Origin of the sequence: Frankia canadensis, from assembly GCF_900197875.1 — a bacterium.
Taxonomy (GTDB): Bacteria; Actinomycetota; Actinomycetes; order Frankiales; family Frankiaceae; genus Frankia; species Frankia canadensis.
Genome location: NZ_FZMO01000067.1, coordinates 1 through 16330 on the forward strand (window position 1 = coordinate 1; position 16330 = coordinate 16330).

A 16330-nucleotide genomic window follows, 5' to 3' on the forward strand; every position below is an offset into this window, starting at 1 on the left:
CCGCCCCCCAGGACATCCGCGGAGCTGCCTGAGGTGCTGGCCACGCAGGTCAACGCGTGGCTCGCTGCCGACCCCGACCCCGCGGACCGGGCCGAGCTCGACCGGCTGCACGCCGCGGCGGCCACCGACCAGGGCGCGCTGGCCGACCTGGAGGACCGCTTCCGCGCCCCGCTGCGCTTCGGCACCGCCGGGCTGCGTGGTCCGCTGCGCGCCGGACCCGCGGGCATGAACACCGCCGTCGTCCGCCGCGCCGCCGCCGGGCTCGCCGCCTGGCTGCGGGCACGGGCGGACGAGCGGGCGGCGAACCGGGTGCCGCTCGTCGTCGTGGGGTACGACGCCCGGCACCGCAGCGAACCGTTCGCGGTGGACAGCGCGCGGGTCCTGGCCGGGGCCGGGCTGCGCGCACTGGTGCTGCCGAGGCCGCTGCCCACCCCGGTGCTGGCGTTCGCCGTTCGGCGGCTGAACGCCGACGCCGGAGTGATGGTGACCGCCAGTCACAACCCCGCCACCGACAATGGCTACAAGGTCTATCTCGGCGGCGAGGGCGCCGGCGGCGAGAGCACTGACGACGCGGATCCGGGCCGGGGCGTCCAGCTCGTGGCGCCGGCCGACGCCGACATCGAGCGACGGATCGCCGCCGTCGGCCCCGCCAGGGCCATCCCGCTCGCCGACTCCTGGCGGCGCACGGACGACCCGACCCTCGAAAACCCACGCGATGTAGGGCAGACCCCCAGCGGCCGGCGGCCGGACGATCTGCGGCTGCCCGGCGACGGCCCGGTCGTCGAGCAGTACGTGCGGGCCGCCGCGGCGACGGCACTCGACCTGCTCGCGCCGGAGGGGACGGCCTCGACGGCCGGCCCGGGCTCGACGAATAGCCCGGGCTCGACGGCCGACCCGGGCTCGACGGCCGTCGTCGTCTACACGCCGTTGCACGGGGTCGGTGGCCAGGTGCTCGCTGACGTCTTCGCCGCCGCCGGGCTGCCGCGTCCGGTGGTCGTCGAGGAGCAGGCCAGGCCGGATCCGGACTTTCCGACCGTGCGATGGCCGAATCCGGAGGAGCCCGGCGCGATGGATCGGGCGCTGGCGCTCGGCGAGCGTGTCGGCGCCGACGTGGTGCTGGCGACCGACCCGGACGCCGACCGCTGTGCCGTCGCGGTCGGCGGGCGGATGCTGACCGGCGACGAGGTCGGCCTGCTGCTCGCCGACCTGGTCCTGCGCCGCCGGCCCGGACCGGTGGCGACGACGCTGGTGAGCTCGCGTGGCCTGCGCGCGCTCGCCGCCTCCTACGGGGTGCCGTACCGGGAAACCCTCACCGGCTTCAAGTGGATCATGCGGGCGGATGCGCGGCTGGTCTTCGGGTACGAGGAGGCGCTCGGGTACGCCATCGCGCCCGACCTGGTCCGGGACAAGGACGGCATCACCGCCGCGCTCGCGATCGCCCTGCTCGCGGGGGATGCCCGCCGCCGCGGGCTGACGCTGCTCGATCTGCTCGACGAGCTGGCCGTCCGGATCGGCGTGCATCTCACCACGGCGCGCTCGGTGCGCGTCACCGACCCCGACGACCTCGACACGATCATGCGCCGCCTGCGCGCCGCGCCCCCGTCGCACCTCGCCGCCCGGCCGGTCACCGCCCACCGCGACCTGCTGCGCGGCGGCACCGCCGCCGACGACGCGGCCACCGTCCTGCCACCGGCCGATGTGCTCGAGCTGTCACTCGACCGGGACCGCGTGATCATCCGCCCCAGCGGCACGGAGCCCAAGCTGAAGATCTACGTCGAAGCGGTCGAGCCCGTCGCCGGTGCCACCCGCGCCGGCGTCCCCCCGGCCCGAACCCTCGCGCGCCGCCGTCTCACCGACCTCACCGCGGCCGTCGACGCCCTGCTCACCGGCCTCCCCTGACGGCGCCGGTCCCGCTCACATCAGGCCGAAGATGCGGTCGCCGGCGTCGCCCAGGCCGGGGACGATGTAGGCGGTGTCGTTGAGCCGTTCGTCGACGGCGGCCGCCACGACGGTCAGCTCCGCCGCCGCATCGGCCGGCAGGCCGGACTCGAGCGCGACGAGCCCCTCCGGCGCGGCCACGACCGCGACCACCGTGATGCCACGGGCGCCGCGGTCGAGCAGCAGGCGCAGGCAGTGCAGGGCGGACCCGCCGGTGGCGAGCATCGGGTCGAGCAGGAACACGGGGTGCCCAGCGAGATCGTCGGGCACGGACTCCAGGTAGGCGGTCGGCTGGTGGGTGGTCTCGTCGCGGGCGAGACCGATGAAGGCGGTGTGCGCGGTCGGGAGCAGGGCCAGCGCCGCGGGCAGCATGCCGAGGCCGGCGCGCAGGACTGGCGCGACGACGGGCTCGGCCGCCAGCCGGGTGCCGGCCGTCGTCGCGAGCGGCGTCGTCACGGTCACCGGCATCACCGGCAGCGCGCGGGTGGCCTCGTAGACCAGCATCGTCGCGAGGTCGTGCAGGGCGGGCCGGAAGCGGTCACGGGGCGTGCGCTCGTCCCGCAGGACAGTGAGCGCCATCGCCGCCAGGGGGTGGTCCACGACGTGCAGGTGCACAGACTGACTCCTCGGCACTGGAGCGGGTCGGGGTGAGCGACGCGCGGACGGGAGACCGACGGGAGGGCCGGCGAGGCTGGCCGGGTCGGCCAGCACGGTTTGGCAGGAGTGCGCGGTCTGGTAAGCGTGCGCGGGTTCGTAGGCGTGCGCGGGTTGGCAGGCGTGCACGGGTTGGCAGGTGTGCGCGGGTTGGCAGGTGTGCCCAGGTTGGCAGGCATGTGTGGGTCGGCAATGGTGCGCGGGTCGGCAATGATGCAAGGTATGACACGCGTGCCCGCCGGAGCCGACCGTCCCGCCGAGCAGCCCGGGTCCGCCTCACCTTCACCGTCGCCGCAGGAGCCGACGCCGGGGCGGCCCGTCCTGCGGCGTGCCGAGGTCGCCCGGATGATCGACCACACCCTGTTGGCGCCGGCGGCCACCGACGAGGAGGTGCTGGCGCTGTGCGCGCAGGCGACCCGACTCGGGGTCGGCGCCGTCTGCGTGGCGCCGACGCACGTCTACCTGGCGGCTGCGAGCATTCGGCGCGGTGACCGCGACGAGCGGACGCCCACCGCCGCCGTGGCCACGGTGGTCGGGTTCCCGCATGGCAACCATCTGACCGTCATCAAGGCGGAGGAGGCGCGCCGCGCGGTCGCGGACGGCGCCACCGAGGTCGACATGGTCATCGACATCGCGAACGCGATGGACGAGAACTGGCAGGCGATCGAGACCGAGATCATCGAGGTCCGGCTGTCCGTGCCGCCGCACGTGATCCTCAAGGTCATCCTGGAGACGGCGCTGCTGCCCGACGAGAGCATCATCGCCGCCTGCCGGGCGGCCGAGGCCGGCGGCGCCGAGTTCGTCAAGACGTCGACCGGTTTCCATCCGGCGGGTGGCGCCAGCGTGCGGGCTGTGCGCGCGATGGCACGGGCGGTGGGAGGCCGCCTCGGGATCAAGGCATCGGGCGGGATCCGCACCGCCGACCAGGCGACCGCGATGATCGACGCCGGGGCGACCCGCCTCGGCCTGTCGGCCTCCGAGGACGTCCTGGCCGGATTTCCCGTCTGACAGACCCACGCTGCCTCCACCACCGGGCCGCGCCATCGAATCGCGCCACCGAGCGTGATGAAAAGATGACACAGAGCAGGGAGAACCGCCCGCCATCCTGCCCCGTTCTCCCCTCAGGCGGCGGCTCCGGCGGGCACCCAGCAGTCCGCCAGGTGGTCGTCGACCAGGCCACAGGCCTGCATGAGCGCGTAGGCGGTGGTCGGGCCGATGAAGACGAACCCGGTGGCGCGCAGCGACTTCGCCAGCGCCACTGACGCCGGCGTCATCGCCGCGACGTCGGACAGCCGGACCGGACGCGGGGCGGCGGGCGGCTGATGGGCCCAGATCAGCTCGGGTAGCGGGCGGTCGAGCGCGAGCACGGCCCGGGCGTTGGCGATGGTTGCCTCGATCTTGCGGCGGTTGCGGACGATCCCGGCGTCCGCAAGTAGCCGCTCGACGTCGGCCGGACCGAACGCGGCGACCGCGGCGGGATCGAAGTCGGCGAAGGCGGCGCGAAACGCCGGCCGCTTGCGCAGAATCGTCAGCCAGGACAGGCCGGACTGGAACGCCTCCAGCGTGAGCCGCTCGAACAGGCCCACCGTGTCCCGCACCGGGCGGCCCCACTCGCCGTCGTGGTACTCGATGTACTCCGGCGCGGACAGGCCCCACGGGCAGCGCGCCCGCCCGTCCGCCCCGAGCACCGCGCCGCCCGCGTCGGCGGCAGGTGCCGCGGGCCGCTCGTCCGCCGGCAGGGTCGTGCTCATCTCGCGAAGTCCTCCTGGACGTAGGGCGCGTAGCCCGGCTTGATGACGTCGTTGATCAGGATGAGCCGTTCGTCGAACGGCAGGAACGCCGACTTCATCGCGTTGAGCGTCAGCCAGCGGATGTCCGACCAGCCGTAGCCGTGCACGTCGACGAGGGTGGCGAACTCGCTGGACAGCGACACGCCGCTCATCAGCCGGTTGTCCGTGTTCACCGTCACGCGGAAGTGCAGCCGGCGCAGCAGGCCGATGGGGTGCCGCTCAATGCTCGGTGCGGCACCGGTGTGCACGTTCGACGTCGGGCACATCTCCAGCGGCACCCGCACGTCACGCACGTAGTTCGCCAGGTTGCCGAGAGTGGCCTTGCCGTCCGGGTCGACGGTGATGTCGTCGACAATGCGCACGCCGTGGCCGAGCCGGTCCGCGTTGCACCACTGGACCGCCTCCCAGATCGACGGCAGCCCGAACGCCTCGCCGGCATGGATCGTGAAGTGGCCGTTGGCCCGCTGGATGTACTGGAAGGCGTCCAGATGGCGGGTCGGCGGGTTGCCGGCCTCGGCGCCGGCGATATCGAAGCCGACGACACCCGCGTCGCGCCAGCGCACCGCGACCTCGGCGATCTCCAGCGACCGGGCCTGGTGGCGCATGGCCGTGAGCAGCGCGCGGATCCGCAGCGGCGTGCCGGCGGCGCCGGCGCGGAACCCGTCGAGCACCGCCTCGACCACGGCGTCCAGGGACAGGCCGCGCCCGACGTGCAGTTCGGGGGCGAAGCGCACCTCCGCGTAGACCACGCCGTCAGCCGCGAGGTCCTCGGCGCACTCGCGGGCGACCCGCGCGATCGCCTCCGGGGTCTGCATGACGGCCACGGTGTGGCTGAACGTCTCGAGGTAGCGCACCAGCGACCCGCTGTGCGCGCCGCCACGGAACCAGGTGCTCAGGGCGTGCACGTCGGTGGTCGGCAGGTCCCGGTAGCCGACCTCGTCGGCGAGCTCCACCACGGTGGCCGGCCGCAGGCCACCGTCGAGGTGGTCGTGCAGCAGGACCTTCGGCACCCGACTGATCTCGTCGACCGTGATCGGGCCGGGCGCGGTGTCGTTGGTCATCTCTCCTCCGTCTCACCCCAGACGGTAGGACACGGGTCCGACAGAACTCAGCGGACGCGGCCGAGGACGAGGGGGGTGGCGGCCGGTGGCGCCGGGCCGACGGCGATCGCGCCGGTGAGGGCCACGCGGGCCCGGTCGAAGGTGGCCGGATCGTCGGTGTGCAGCTCCAGCAGCGGGCGGCCCGCCTCGACCGGATCGCCGACGCCCGCGAGCCAGCGCACCCCCGCCGCGGCCGACACCGCATCCTCCTTGCGGGCCCGCCCGGCGCCCAGCCGCCAGGCCGCGACCCCCACTGCGCGAGCATCCAGCCTGGTCAGATACCCCGACGCCGGCGCTGGCACGGTCTCGACCGTCGAGGCGCGGGGCAGCGCCGCATCGGGATCGCCGCCCTGGGCCGCCACCATCGCCCGCCACACGGGGTACGCCTCCCCGCGCGCCAGTACCTCCGCCGGATCAGGTGTCGGGCCGCCCGCGCCGGTACCGCTGTCCGCCCCCGCCAGGTCGAGCATGAGCCGGGCGAGGGCGACCGTGACCTCCACGACGTCGGCCGGGCCGCCGCCGCGCAGCACGTCCACCGCCTCGGCCACCTCCAGGGCGTTGCCGGCGGTCCGCCCGAGCGGGCTGTCCATCGCGGTGAGCAGCGCCTCGGTGCGCACGCCGGCCGCCGCGCCCAGCCCGACCATCGTCCGTGCCAGCTCCCGGGCCTCACCCGCCGAGGTCATGAACGCGCCACTGCCGACCTTGACGTCGAGCACGAGCGCCGACGTCCCCTCGGCGATCTTCTTGCTCATGATGGACGAGGCGATCAGCGGGATCGACTCGACCGTCCCGGTGACGTCGCGCAGTGCGTACAGCCGGCGGTCGGCGGGGGCGAGACCGGCCCCGGCGGCGCAGATCACCGCGCCGATCTCGCCGAGCTGGCGGCGCATCCGCCCCAGTGGCAGGTCGGCCCGCCAACCGGGGATCGACTCCATCTTGTCCAGGGTCCCGCCCGTGTGCCCGAGGCCGCGCCCGGACAGCTGCGGGACGGCGACCCCGCAGGCCGCGACGAGCGGCACCAGCGCCAGCGAGACCTTGTCCCCGACGCCGCCGGTGGAGTGCTTGTCGACGGTCGGACGGCCGACGCCGGCCAGGTCCAGCCGCTCGCCACTGTCGATCATGGCGCCGGTCCAGCGGGCCAGCTCGGCCGGCGACATGCCGCGCCACACCACGGCCATCAGGTACGCCGACATCTGTTCGTCGGCGACGGCGCCGCGGGTGTAGGCGTCCACCAGCCAGTCGATGGCCTCACCGGACAGCGAGCGACCGTCCCGCTTGGCTCGGATCAGATCGACGGCGTCGAAGGCGGCGCTCATCCCCGCCCCCCGGCCGACGACGCGGGCGTGCCGGGCGTGCCGGGCGTGCCGGGTGACGGTGGGTCCGGCAGGTCGGCGGGCCCGAACGCGCCGGGCAGCAGCTCGGCCAGCGGGCGCACCCCGTCCGCGGTGGCGACCAGCAGATCCGGACCGCCGTGCTCGTGGAGAAGCTGGCGGCAGCGGCCGCAGGGCGCGAGCGGGCGCCCGTCCGCGTCGACGCAGACGAAGGCGACCAGCCGCCCGCCGCCACGGGCGTGCAGCGCCGAGACCAGCCCGCACTCGGCGCACAGCGCGAGACCGTAGGAGGCGTTCTCCACGTTGCAGCCGACGACGATCCACGGCTCGTCGCCGGTGGTCCGCCCGTCCGCGTCCGGCAGGTCGACGACCAGTGCGGCGGCGCCGACCCGCAGGCCGGAGTAGGGCGCGTACGCGCCGCGGGCGACGCGGGCGGCGGCTTCGCGCAGCCGCGCCCAGTCACGGTCGTCGACCGTCCATCTCATGTCTGCGGCTCCCTGTCGCTCGTGCCCGCCCGCATCGTCGGCCGCCTTCGTCCGGGGCAGGTCAGGCCCCTGTCCGCGCCGGTCCGCGTGGTCTGGTCGGGTGCTGTCGCCAGCATGCCCGACCGTCCTGAACCCGCCACGATGTGATCCCATGGACGCGAGGCTCACCGTCGACGAGGAAGGGGGAGAAGCATTGGCAGGCGAGTCCCCGGGCAACCCGGGCCTCCCGAGCTCTGCCGGGGCGGCCCTGGTCGGCGGGCGCTACCGGCTCGACGGCATTCTCGGGCGCGGCGGATTCGGGGTGGTGCACCGGGCCACCGACGAGCTGCTGCACCGGGTGGTCGCCGTCAAGGAGGTCCGGCTGCCGATCAGCGAGAGCGGTCTGGAGCGTGACCGTGCCCGGGAGCGGGTGCTGCGGGAGGCACGCGCGGCCGGGCGGCTGCACCATCCGGGCGCGGTGACCGTCCTCGACGTCATCGACGACGGCGATCTGCCCTGGATCGTGATGGAGTTCGTCGAGGGCCGGTCGCTGGCGCGGATCATCGCCGACGAGGGCCCCCGTCCGATCGACGAGACATGCCGGATTGGCATCAGTCTCGCGTACGCGCTGGAGGCCGCGCACCGGCTCGGCGTCGTGCACCGGGATGTCAAACCGAGCAACGTGCTGGTCACACCCGATGGGCGGGCCCGACTCACCGACTTCGGCATCGCGGTGAGCCACGGCGATCCCCGCCTGACAAGCACCGGTATGGTGCTCGGCTCGCCCGCCTACCTGCCGCCCGAGCGAGCCCGGGGGGACACCGGCAGCGCCGCGGGCGACCGCTGGGGGCTTGGGGCGGCCCTGTTCACCACCGTCGAGGGCACCCCGCCCTACGCCGGCGCCAACGCGATCGCGGTGCTGGCGGCCCTCATGCGGGGGCAGCGCCAGCCCTTCCGGCTCGCCGGCCCGCTGGCCCCCCTCATCGACGATCTGATGGCACCGCGGGCGGCCGAGCGCCCCTCCCTGTCGACGGTGCGCCGGCGGCTGCGCGAGATCCTCGCCCACGCGGGCGGCCCGCGCGCGTCCCGGGGCGCCGGGGGCGCGTCCCGCCCGAAACGGCACGACCTCGCCGCGACCACCCCGCACGAAAACATGACGTCGAACACATCTCCGCAACCGCCTCTCGCCACTGCCACCACAGCGACCCGAGACGATCCGACGGTCGATTCTCCCGCGATCGCCGACGCGCGCGAAGCCGATTCACCGGCACCCACTCCGGCCGGATCGTCCGGCGCGATGACGAACGGTGACGATTCATCACACCCGCCACCCGCGACAGCGCCGGCCGCGGTAACGGAACCAGTACTGAATATCACCACACCGGAATCCCTCGAAAATCACACTGGACACTCCGGAGAGCCGGCGCCGGCTTCATCCGGGAAATCAGAAGACCACCAAACGGACCACGAACACCTGAATGCGGCGCAACATCCGACCGGCGCCTCCACCGGAGAAACACCATCCGACGATCACGCCGCGTCCCTCCAAAACGGCGGGCAACCAGCTGACAACCCGCCGGGCGCGTCCACCCACACCACACCGGGTATCCCGGGCGCCGGCCCGGCGGCGGGCGTGATCGCCCCAGCCACGTCCGCGTCCGGGCAGGTCGAGGCAGCGGTCGCGGGAGTGGCCGCGACGGTCGCCACCGACGCGACGGCGGTGCTGCACGCAGCCACCGACGGTCCCCCCGCGGGCCCCGCCCCGGCCGCGACCGGCCCGGATGACCCCGCGCCCGCCTCCACGGGCGATCCCGGCGACCAGGTGGCCGCGACGGCCACCGACGACGCGCCCACCGTGACGATGGTCGGCGCGGAGGGAGCGGGGAAGGCCGCGGGAATCGTCGGCGCGGAAACGGCTGTCGGCGCAGGGATGACCACCAGCACGAACACGACCATCAGCGCTCAGACGGACATGGACGTCGCGGGTCAGGATGCGGCCACGGCCGTCGCGCCGCTGCCCGCCCCGCCGACCCAGGCCGCCCCGCCGACCCAGGCCGCGCCGCCGCCCGGGCCGGGGCGGCCGCGGCTGACCAGCCCGCTGGACCGGCTGCGCGCCACGGACCGGACGCGCGCGCTGGGCGGGATTCCCGCACGGGCCCGGCTGATCGGCCGCGCGGCCGCCGCCGTCCACCTGCCCGGTCACGCGCACCCGGCCGAACCGGCCCCCGCGCCCGACCTCGCCCGGCCCGCGGACCTCTCCCCACCCGCGGATCCCGCCCAGCGCGCCGACCTGACCCGGCCCGCCGACACCGCGGCGCCGCCCGCACAGACCCCGGCGACCGGACCGACGGCGCCGTCGGTGCCCGTCTCCGACTCGACGTTGCCGGTGCCGGCTCAGCCTGACGCCACGGCGGCGATGTCCCCGCGGCGGTCGGCGGCGAGTACCAGGACGTGGAGCGGGCGGGCGCCGGAGTCCGGCGGCCTGGACGGGAAGGCGCCGGCGGGGAGGCCGGCGGGTCCGGGTGGCCCGCGGCGGGCGCGGACCGTCGCCGTGGCGGCGGTGGCCGTCCTCGTCACCGCCGCGCTCGTCGTCGTGCTGGTCCTGCTGACCACCGCGGGTTCCGACGCCGAATCCGGTCCCGGGCCGGCCACCGCCGGCCCCGCCGGCGAGGTGGCGGACGCCGGTGGAGCGGACCGTCCACCCGGATCGCGCCCGACGGCGGCGACGGGGGGGCGGTCCGCCGCCGTGCGGGCGGCTGATCGCGAGGCCGGGCCCGTCGATCCGGTCGCCCACGGGACCCCGCCGGCCGCCGCGCCGGCCGGCTGGACGTCCTACACCGATCCCGACGCCGGCTGGTCGGTGGCGTACCCGTCCGGCTGGCACCGCCAGCAGGGCCCGGGCGGGGCCGGCAACGTCGATTTCGTGGACCCGGCTACCCGGTCCTTCCTGCGGGTGGGTAGCGTCAGGCAGGCAAACACCTCCGCAATCGGAGACTGGCAACGCAACGAGGCCGGATTCGTTCGGAGCGTGCAGGACTATCGGCGCGTACGGCTCGCTCCCAGCGACGGTGGGGATGGCACCGGCCAGGCCGACTGGGAGTTCACCTACCGCAGGTCGGACGGGATCATGGTTCATGTGCTCAACCGGGGCGCGATTCGCAACGGTCACGGATATGCCCTCTACTGGCATACCCGCGACGACCTCTGGTTGCAGGATCAACCATTGATGCGCCAAGTCTTCGGAACCTTCCGGCCTGGTCCGTGATGTCATCATTCGCCGGACTTCCGACTCTCGTCGCGACGGGAAGCACGCAGGCCGTCAGGCACGCGGATCCGTCCGTCTGTCAGACTTGACACGATGGCCAAATCGGCAAGCGTGCCCCCGGACACCGACCGGCATGGCACGCCTCGTTACGTAGCTCAGCGCTACCGTCTCGACACGCCCATCGGGCGGGGTGGAGCGGGTGTCGTCTGGCGTGGTGAGGACGAGCTCCTCCAGCGGCCGGTGGCCATCAAGGAGATCCTCGTCCCGATGGCCGGCGCGCAGAACGAGCGCGACGCCATCCGGGCCCGTGTCCTGCGCGAGGCGCGCGCGCTGGCCCGGCTGCACAGCCCCGCCATCGTCTCCGTGTACGACGTGGTCGAGGAGCACCAGCGGCACTGGATCGTCATGGAGCTCGTCGACGCGGACAGCCTCGGCGACGTGATCCGCAACCATGGCCCGCTGCCGTTCGACCAGGTCGCGGCCATCGGCCTGGCGCTGACCGACGCGCTCGCCGCCGCCCACTCCGCCGGCGTGCTGCACCGCGACGTCAAGCCGGGCAACGTCCTGCTCGGCCGGGACGGCCGGGTCCGCCTCACCGACTTCGGCATCGCCGCCACCGAGGGCGATGTCACCCTCACCGGGACCGGCGCGCTCGTCGGCTCCCCCGCCTACATCGCCCCCGAGCGGGTCCGCGGCTCGTCCGGCAGCCCGGCCAGCGACCTGTGGGGCCTCGGCGCGACGCTGTACTCCGCCGTCGAGGGCCAGCCACCGTTCGAGGGCCCGGAGACCTACGCGGTGCTCACCGCCGTCGTCGAGGGTCGGCGCCGCGCCTTCCGGCTGGCGGGTCCCCTGCGCAACCTCCTGAGCGATCTGATGGACCGCCCGGCGGAGGAGCGCCCCGACGTCACGGAGATCCGCCGCCGGCTCATCCCCGTCGCCCGCAACGCCAACCCGGTTCCCGCCTCGGTGATGCACGCCCGGTCCCGCGGCGAGGACGACGAGGGCCCGAGCGCGGCCGACGTCGGCCTGGAGAACCTCGACGACGCGGCGGACCGGCCCGCCCAGGCGGCGCCCGGCGGCGGTCCGGCCACCGGCGGCGCGCCCGGGCCGGCCTCCGCGATGCCGCGGACCGGGCCGGACGGCCGCTCCCGCGGCACCGGGCCGCGGGCCGACGCCCCGCCGCTGCCCGCGCCGGTCCTGGGATCCGCCGCACCCGGCGAGGCTGAGATCACGGCCGACCCGGTGGTCTCGTCCGCGGCCGCGGACGAGACCACCATCTCACCCGCGACCGGCGGCGGCCGCGCGTCCGCCCAGGCGGCCCCGCCACGGCGGACCGGTCCCCAGGCGGGCGATCACCACGACGCGCACACCCAGGTCGGGATGTCCGGCCAGGCCACCGGTGCGGTCCGGGGCGGCGCGGACGACGAGACCCGCATCGGCACCCTCCCCATGGTCGGGGCCGCCGATCTCGGCCTGCTCGACGACGATCACGCGGCCGGTCTGGTCCCGCTCGACGAGGCTCGGCGGCGCGCCGATTCCCCGCCCCCCGGCGGGCCCGGCGACGGCTGGCGGCAGGGCGACGACGCGGCCCGGCGGCGCCGGATGACGATCGCCATCGCGGCGGGCGCGGTCGTCGCCCTCGCCGGCGCGATCATCGCCCTGGCGACGCTGTCCGGCGGCGGCTCGTCCGGCGGCCACAACGACGTCGGCGCCCAGGAGACGACCGCCCCACCCACCGCGGCGCAGACCGTCCCCTCGGCCACGCTGCCGGCGTACACCGCTCCGGTCTTCGTCACCCCGGACGCGCCGCGGCACACCCCCCGCCGGCCGCGAAACACTCCGACGCAGACCGTCGAGCCGACGCAGACGGAGGCGCCGCCCTCGGCGACGGCCACCGTGGAGCCCACGCCCAGCGCGACGCCCTCGGCCACGTCCACCTCGCCCAGAGGCCCGTCGCCGAGCTCCGCGCCGACGTCAGCGACGGGCAAGCCGTCCTCGCCCTCCGCGGGCGCGCCCACTGCCCCGCCGACACCGCCCACGGCGCCATAACGATCATCGCAGCGGTGACCCGGATCGTCCGATAGTGAATGTCCGGCCGGCGCGCGGCCGGCCGGCCAGCGAGCTGTCGATCCCGCGGGCCCGCACGGAACCGTGTTTTCACGTCGTTTCCGTCGCCAGAACCCGGCGGGCGTCACCACCGCGGGCATGATGCGGCGCCGCGGGCGTCCCAGGGTCAGGGTGTGTTTTCGGAGAAACGCGCGTGCCCATCCGGGCGCGGGGCTGGATCAGACCGCGCGGCGGGGCATCAGATCCTGCGCCCGCAGCACCCGCAGCAGGTCGTCGGGCTGGATCAGCAGCCTCCCGGTCGGCGGCCGGGTCGGCTCGGACTCGTCGTACTCGATCGTGACGGGCAGGCGGTAGAAGTCGCCGAGGTGGCCGGCGAGCTCCATGAGCCGCCGCTCCGTCTCCTTGCCGCGCCGCCAGGTGCGCTCGTCCGCGTCGGAGTCCTGCGCGCCCTCCCGCTCCAGGCGATGCGTGCGGCACAGCCCGTCCGGGTCCTTCTCGATCGCCCGCTTCCCGCACCGGTGGGCGACGTACCCCCGCCCACCTCCCCTCACCATGGCGGTGCAGCGCTCAAAGTCCCACATGATCGATCAGCGCCCGCTTTCGTCTCGTCCGACCTGCCACCGCGGACCGGTCTCGAAACGCCCGCCCGCCAAGGCTAGGACGGCTACGGAGCATGTCCATGCCCTGGGCGCGGAATTCACACCGATGTCACAGAAAGGCGCGCTTACCGGTTGCGCGGGCACGTAACGCATCAACCTCATCATGAAAGAATAATCAGTAAAATACGTTGTGGCGTTACCGCAAAGGCGCCACCAAAGCCGCGGGTTCGCTGCCGCTGCTCGGTGACCGCGATCACTCCTGACGGTGGCGGCCGGACCGGCTCCGGCTCCTCACTGTCAGACGGCGTCGGTGGCGAGGGCGAACGGGAGCACCGCCGGCGCGCCCGCCTGCCGCACCAGGCGGGCGGCCACCGTCATCGTCCAGCCGGTGACGATCCGGTCGTCGACGAGCAGGACCGGGCCGTCGACCTCCGCCAGCGCGGCCGCGAGGCCCGGCGGGACGGCGAAGGCGGCCCAGAGCCCGGCGAGGCGGTGCGCGCTGTTGTGGACCTCCCCGGCGGACGGACCGCCGGCGACCCGGTCGAGCTGGCCGAGCAGCGGCAGCCGTCCGATCGCGGCGATCCGCTCGGCGAGGCTCCCGACCAGGCGGGGACGCCCCCGGGAGGCGACGGCCACCACCGCCACCGGCCGCCGCGACCAGCCCCAGCCGGCGAGCGTGCCGACGACCGCCTCCACCAGATCGGGTGCCAGGGACTCGTCCGCGGCACCCGCGGCGAAGATCGGCCGCAGCCGGTTGCCCCATCCGATGTCGCCGAGCCGCGCGAGCACCCGCCCCGGCTCGGCGCCCGCCCCGGCCGGGATCCGCCCCGACGCGGCCACGCCGAGCCGGCTCATGCCCGTCGGCCACATCCGGCGCGGCTCGACGACGACGCCCGGGCGCATCAGCTCCGCGCGGGCCCGCCCGGCCGCCTCGGCCGAGACCGTGGACGCCCACACCCGGCCGGTGCAGCGGTCGCACCGGCCGCAGGGCGCGGCGGTCGGGTCGTCGAGCTGGCGGCGCAGGAACTCCATCCGGCAGCCCTGGGTGGCGAGGTAGTCGAGCATCGCCTGCTGCTCACTCGCCCGGGCGGCGGCGACCCGTCGGTAGCGCTCCTCGTCGTAGAACCAGGGCTGCCCGGTCGCCGTCCAGCCGCCGCGGACCCGCATGACGGCCCCGTCGGTGTCGAGAACCTTGAGCATCTGGTCGAGGCGGCCCGGCCCCAGGTCGACGGAGGTCAGCAGCGCCTGGGTGGACAGCGGGCCGCGGGCGTCGGCGAGCGTGGCGAGCACGGTCCGCACGACGCGCTCGGGCGGGAAGGAGGTGTCGGCGAAGTAGCGCCAGATGTCGCGATCCTCCGTGGCCGGCAGCAGGATCACCTCGGCGGTGTCGACGGCCCGCCCGGCCCGGCCGATCTGCTGGTAGTAGGCCACCGGCGACGCCGGCGCGCCCAGGTGGACGACGAACCCCAGGTCCGGCTTGTCGAAGCCCATCCCGAGCGCGCTGGTCGCGACGAGGGCTTTCACCCGGTCGGCGAGCAGGTCCTCCTCCGCGGCGATCCGCTCGGCCGCCTCGGTGCCACCGTGGTAGCAGGTGACCGCGTGCCCCTCCGCGCGCAGGAAGGCCGTCAGTTCCTCGGCGGCGGCCTTGGTCAGCGTGTAGACGATCCCGGAGCCGGGCAGTTCCCGCAGCCGCTCGGCGATCCAGCCGAACCGCTCCTCGGCCCGCGCCAGCGCGACGACGGCGAGGCGCAGGCTCTCCCGGTCCAGCGTCCCCCGCAACACCAGCGTCCCTGCCCCGTCGGCGGCTCCGTCCGGACCTTCGGTGCGGCCCGTCCCGACGGTGCCGCCCAGACCGACGGTGCCGCCCACACCGACGGTGCCGCCCAGCCCGACGGTGCCGCCCAGCCCGACGGTGCCGCCCATGTCCACGGCGCTGTCCGGGCCTGCGGCGCCGCTGGGGCCGCCCGCCGGCGGCGGGCCCGGGACGCCGGGGGCGCCGCCGAGCTGCTCACTGACGTCGGCGACGACGCGTTCGTTGGCCGTGGCGGTGGTGGCCAGGACGGGGACGCCGGGACGCAGGCCGGCGATGAGGGTGCGAAGACGGCGGTAGTCGGGCCGGAAGTCGTGCCCCCAGTCGGAGATGCAGTGGGCCTCGTCGACGACGAGCAGGCCGGTGGTGGCCGCGAGCTCGGGCAGGTAGTCGTCCCGGAAGGTCGGGTTGTTCAGCCGTTCGGGGCCGATGAGCAGCACGTCGAGCTCGCCGGCCCGCAGCGCCGCGTACACCTCGTCCCACTCGGTGACGTTGCCGGAATGGATCTCGCCCGCGCGGATGCCGAGCCGACCCGCGGCCGCCGCCTGGTTGCGGATGAGGGCCAGCAACGGCGAGACGATCACCGTCGGCCCCGGCCGGCCCAGCGCCACGCCGCCGGCCGTCGACCGCTCTCCCACGCCGCCAGCTCGCGGCCCGTCCCCGCCCTCGTCCCGCGACCCCGCATCACCGCCGGCCCGCGGCCGGGCATCGCCGCCCTCCCCGTCAGCGGCGGCGGTGCCCCGCAGCAGCGCGGTGGCGAGGAAGTACACCGCGGACTTCCCCCAGCCGGTGCGCTGCACGAGCAGCACCCGGCGCCGGTCGGTGACGAGCGCCTCGATCGCCCGCCACTGGTCGTCACGCAACACGGCCGCGGGCCCGGCGAGCTCCCGCAGCAGCCCCTCCGCCCGCTCCCGCAGGTCCTCCGACCCCCGTGCCGCCACCGGCGCTCGTACCGCCGCCGTCACGCCCGGGACCGCCGTCCCCTCCACCACCATGGAACGACGTTCTACCCGACGCGTCCGACAGAACGGCGACCAGCGAAGGCGAGGAGGTCAGCGGCCCGAGCTGATCAACTGGTCCGGTGCGGTCGTCTCGGCGGCGGGGTGCGGACGGGCCGCCCGCGCCCCGCGCACGCCGATCCAGCCGACCACGGTGCCGACGACCAGGGAGACGACCGTCAGGACCAGGTGGACCGCGAAGAAACCGGTCGGCCCGTTGTCCCAGGAACGATCGTCCTTCCAGATGTTGCGCAGGAAATTCGGCCAGATCGCCCACGACCACACACCCACCGCGACCAGGAACCAGGACGCAC

General features: G+C 74.9%; 12 protein-coding genes. 4 read left to right on the top strand and 8 right to left on the bottom strand.

Annotated features, from left to right (window positions below; all coding sequences use genetic code 11):
- The first annotated feature begins 33 nt into the window (after positions 1 to 33).
- Positions 34 to 1899: a phospho-sugar mutase gene (locus C1A33_RS07445; protein WP_423748048.1), complete on the top strand. Its 1866-nt coding sequence runs from the start codon at positions 34 to 36 to the stop codon at positions 1897 to 1899.
- A 15-nt stretch (positions 1900 to 1914) separates the two neighbouring features.
- Here the strand turns inward: C1A33_RS07445 and upp are convergent, their stop codons facing one another.
- Positions 1915 to 2553, bottom strand: coding sequence for a uracil phosphoribosyltransferase (upp, locus tag C1A33_RS07450; protein ID WP_101830789.1), 639 nt, complete (start codon positions 2551 to 2553; stop codon positions 1915 to 1917).
- A 252-nt stretch (positions 2554 to 2805) separates the two neighbouring features.
- On the opposite strand from upp, the gene deoC reads away from it, so the two are divergent.
- Positions 2806 to 3600 carry a deoxyribose-phosphate aldolase gene (gene deoC / locus C1A33_RS07455; RefSeq protein WP_243407287.1) on the top strand — a complete coding sequence of 265 codons (795 nt, stop codon included), beginning with the start codon at positions 2806 to 2808 and terminating at the stop codon, positions 3598 to 3600.
- Positions 3601 to 3713: 113 nt separating this feature from the next.
- On the opposite strand, the gene C1A33_RS07460 is transcribed toward deoC, so the two are convergent.
- Genes C1A33_RS07460 through C1A33_RS07475 form a run of 4 tightly spaced genes read right to left on the bottom strand, consistent with a single transcriptional unit; the run spans position 3714 to position 7298 of the window.
- Positions 3714 to 4343, bottom strand: coding sequence for a DNA-3-methyladenine glycosylase I (locus C1A33_RS07460; RefSeq protein WP_101830791.1), 630 nt, complete (start codon positions 4341 to 4343; stop codon positions 3714 to 3716).
- Positions 4340 to 5443 (bottom strand): adenosine deaminase, encoded by a 1104-nt coding sequence (locus C1A33_RS07465; RefSeq protein ID WP_101830792.1) that lies wholly within the window; start codon positions 5441 to 5443, stop codon positions 4340 to 4342. Before C1A33_RS07465 ends, C1A33_RS07460 begins: the two co-directional genes overlap by 4 nt.
- Before the next feature lie 47 nt (positions 5444 to 5490).
- The gene (locus C1A33_RS07470) at positions 5491 to 6798 is read right to left on the bottom strand and encodes a thymidine phosphorylase (protein ID WP_101830793.1); all 1308 of its coding nucleotides are present in this window, start codon (positions 6796 to 6798) and stop codon (positions 5491 to 5493) included.
- On the bottom strand, positions 6795 to 7298 hold the full coding sequence (locus tag C1A33_RS07475; protein ID WP_101830794.1) for a cytidine deaminase: 504 nt from the start codon (positions 7296 to 7298) through the stop codon (positions 6795 to 6797). Before C1A33_RS07475 ends, C1A33_RS07470 begins: the two co-directional genes overlap by 4 nt.
- Before the next feature lie 151 nt (positions 7299 to 7449).
- Between C1A33_RS07475 and C1A33_RS07480 the strand changes: the two genes are divergently transcribed.
- The gene (locus C1A33_RS07480) at positions 7450 to 10542 is read left to right on the top strand and encodes a serine/threonine-protein kinase (RefSeq protein WP_101830795.1); all 3093 of its coding nucleotides are present in this window, start codon (positions 7450 to 7452) and stop codon (positions 10540 to 10542) included.
- A 93-nt stretch (positions 10543 to 10635) separates the two neighbouring features.
- The gene (locus C1A33_RS07485; RefSeq protein ID WP_101830796.1) at positions 10636 to 12591 is read left to right on the top strand and encodes a serine/threonine-protein kinase; all 1956 of its coding nucleotides are present in this window, start codon (positions 10636 to 10638) and stop codon (positions 12589 to 12591) included.
- 236 nt (positions 12592 to 12827) lie between these two features.
- Here the strand turns inward: C1A33_RS07485 and C1A33_RS07490 are convergent, their stop codons facing one another.
- From C1A33_RS07490 to C1A33_RS07500, 3 genes are all read right to left on the bottom strand, one after another.
- Positions 12828 to 13190: a hypothetical protein gene (locus C1A33_RS07490; protein WP_207770203.1), complete on the bottom strand. Its 363-nt coding sequence runs from the start codon at positions 13188 to 13190 to the stop codon at positions 12828 to 12830.
- A 315-nt stretch (positions 13191 to 13505) separates the two neighbouring features.
- Positions 13506 to 15959, bottom strand: a complete 2454-nt coding sequence (locus C1A33_RS07495) for a RecQ family ATP-dependent DNA helicase (protein WP_243407288.1) — start codon at positions 15957 to 15959, stop codon at positions 13506 to 13508.
- A gap of 111 nt (positions 15960 to 16070) precedes the next feature.
- Positions 16071 to 16330, bottom strand: a 260-nt coding sequence (locus C1A33_RS07500) for an SCO4848 family membrane protein (protein ID WP_101830798.1), incomplete at its 5' end; no start/stop codon positions are given.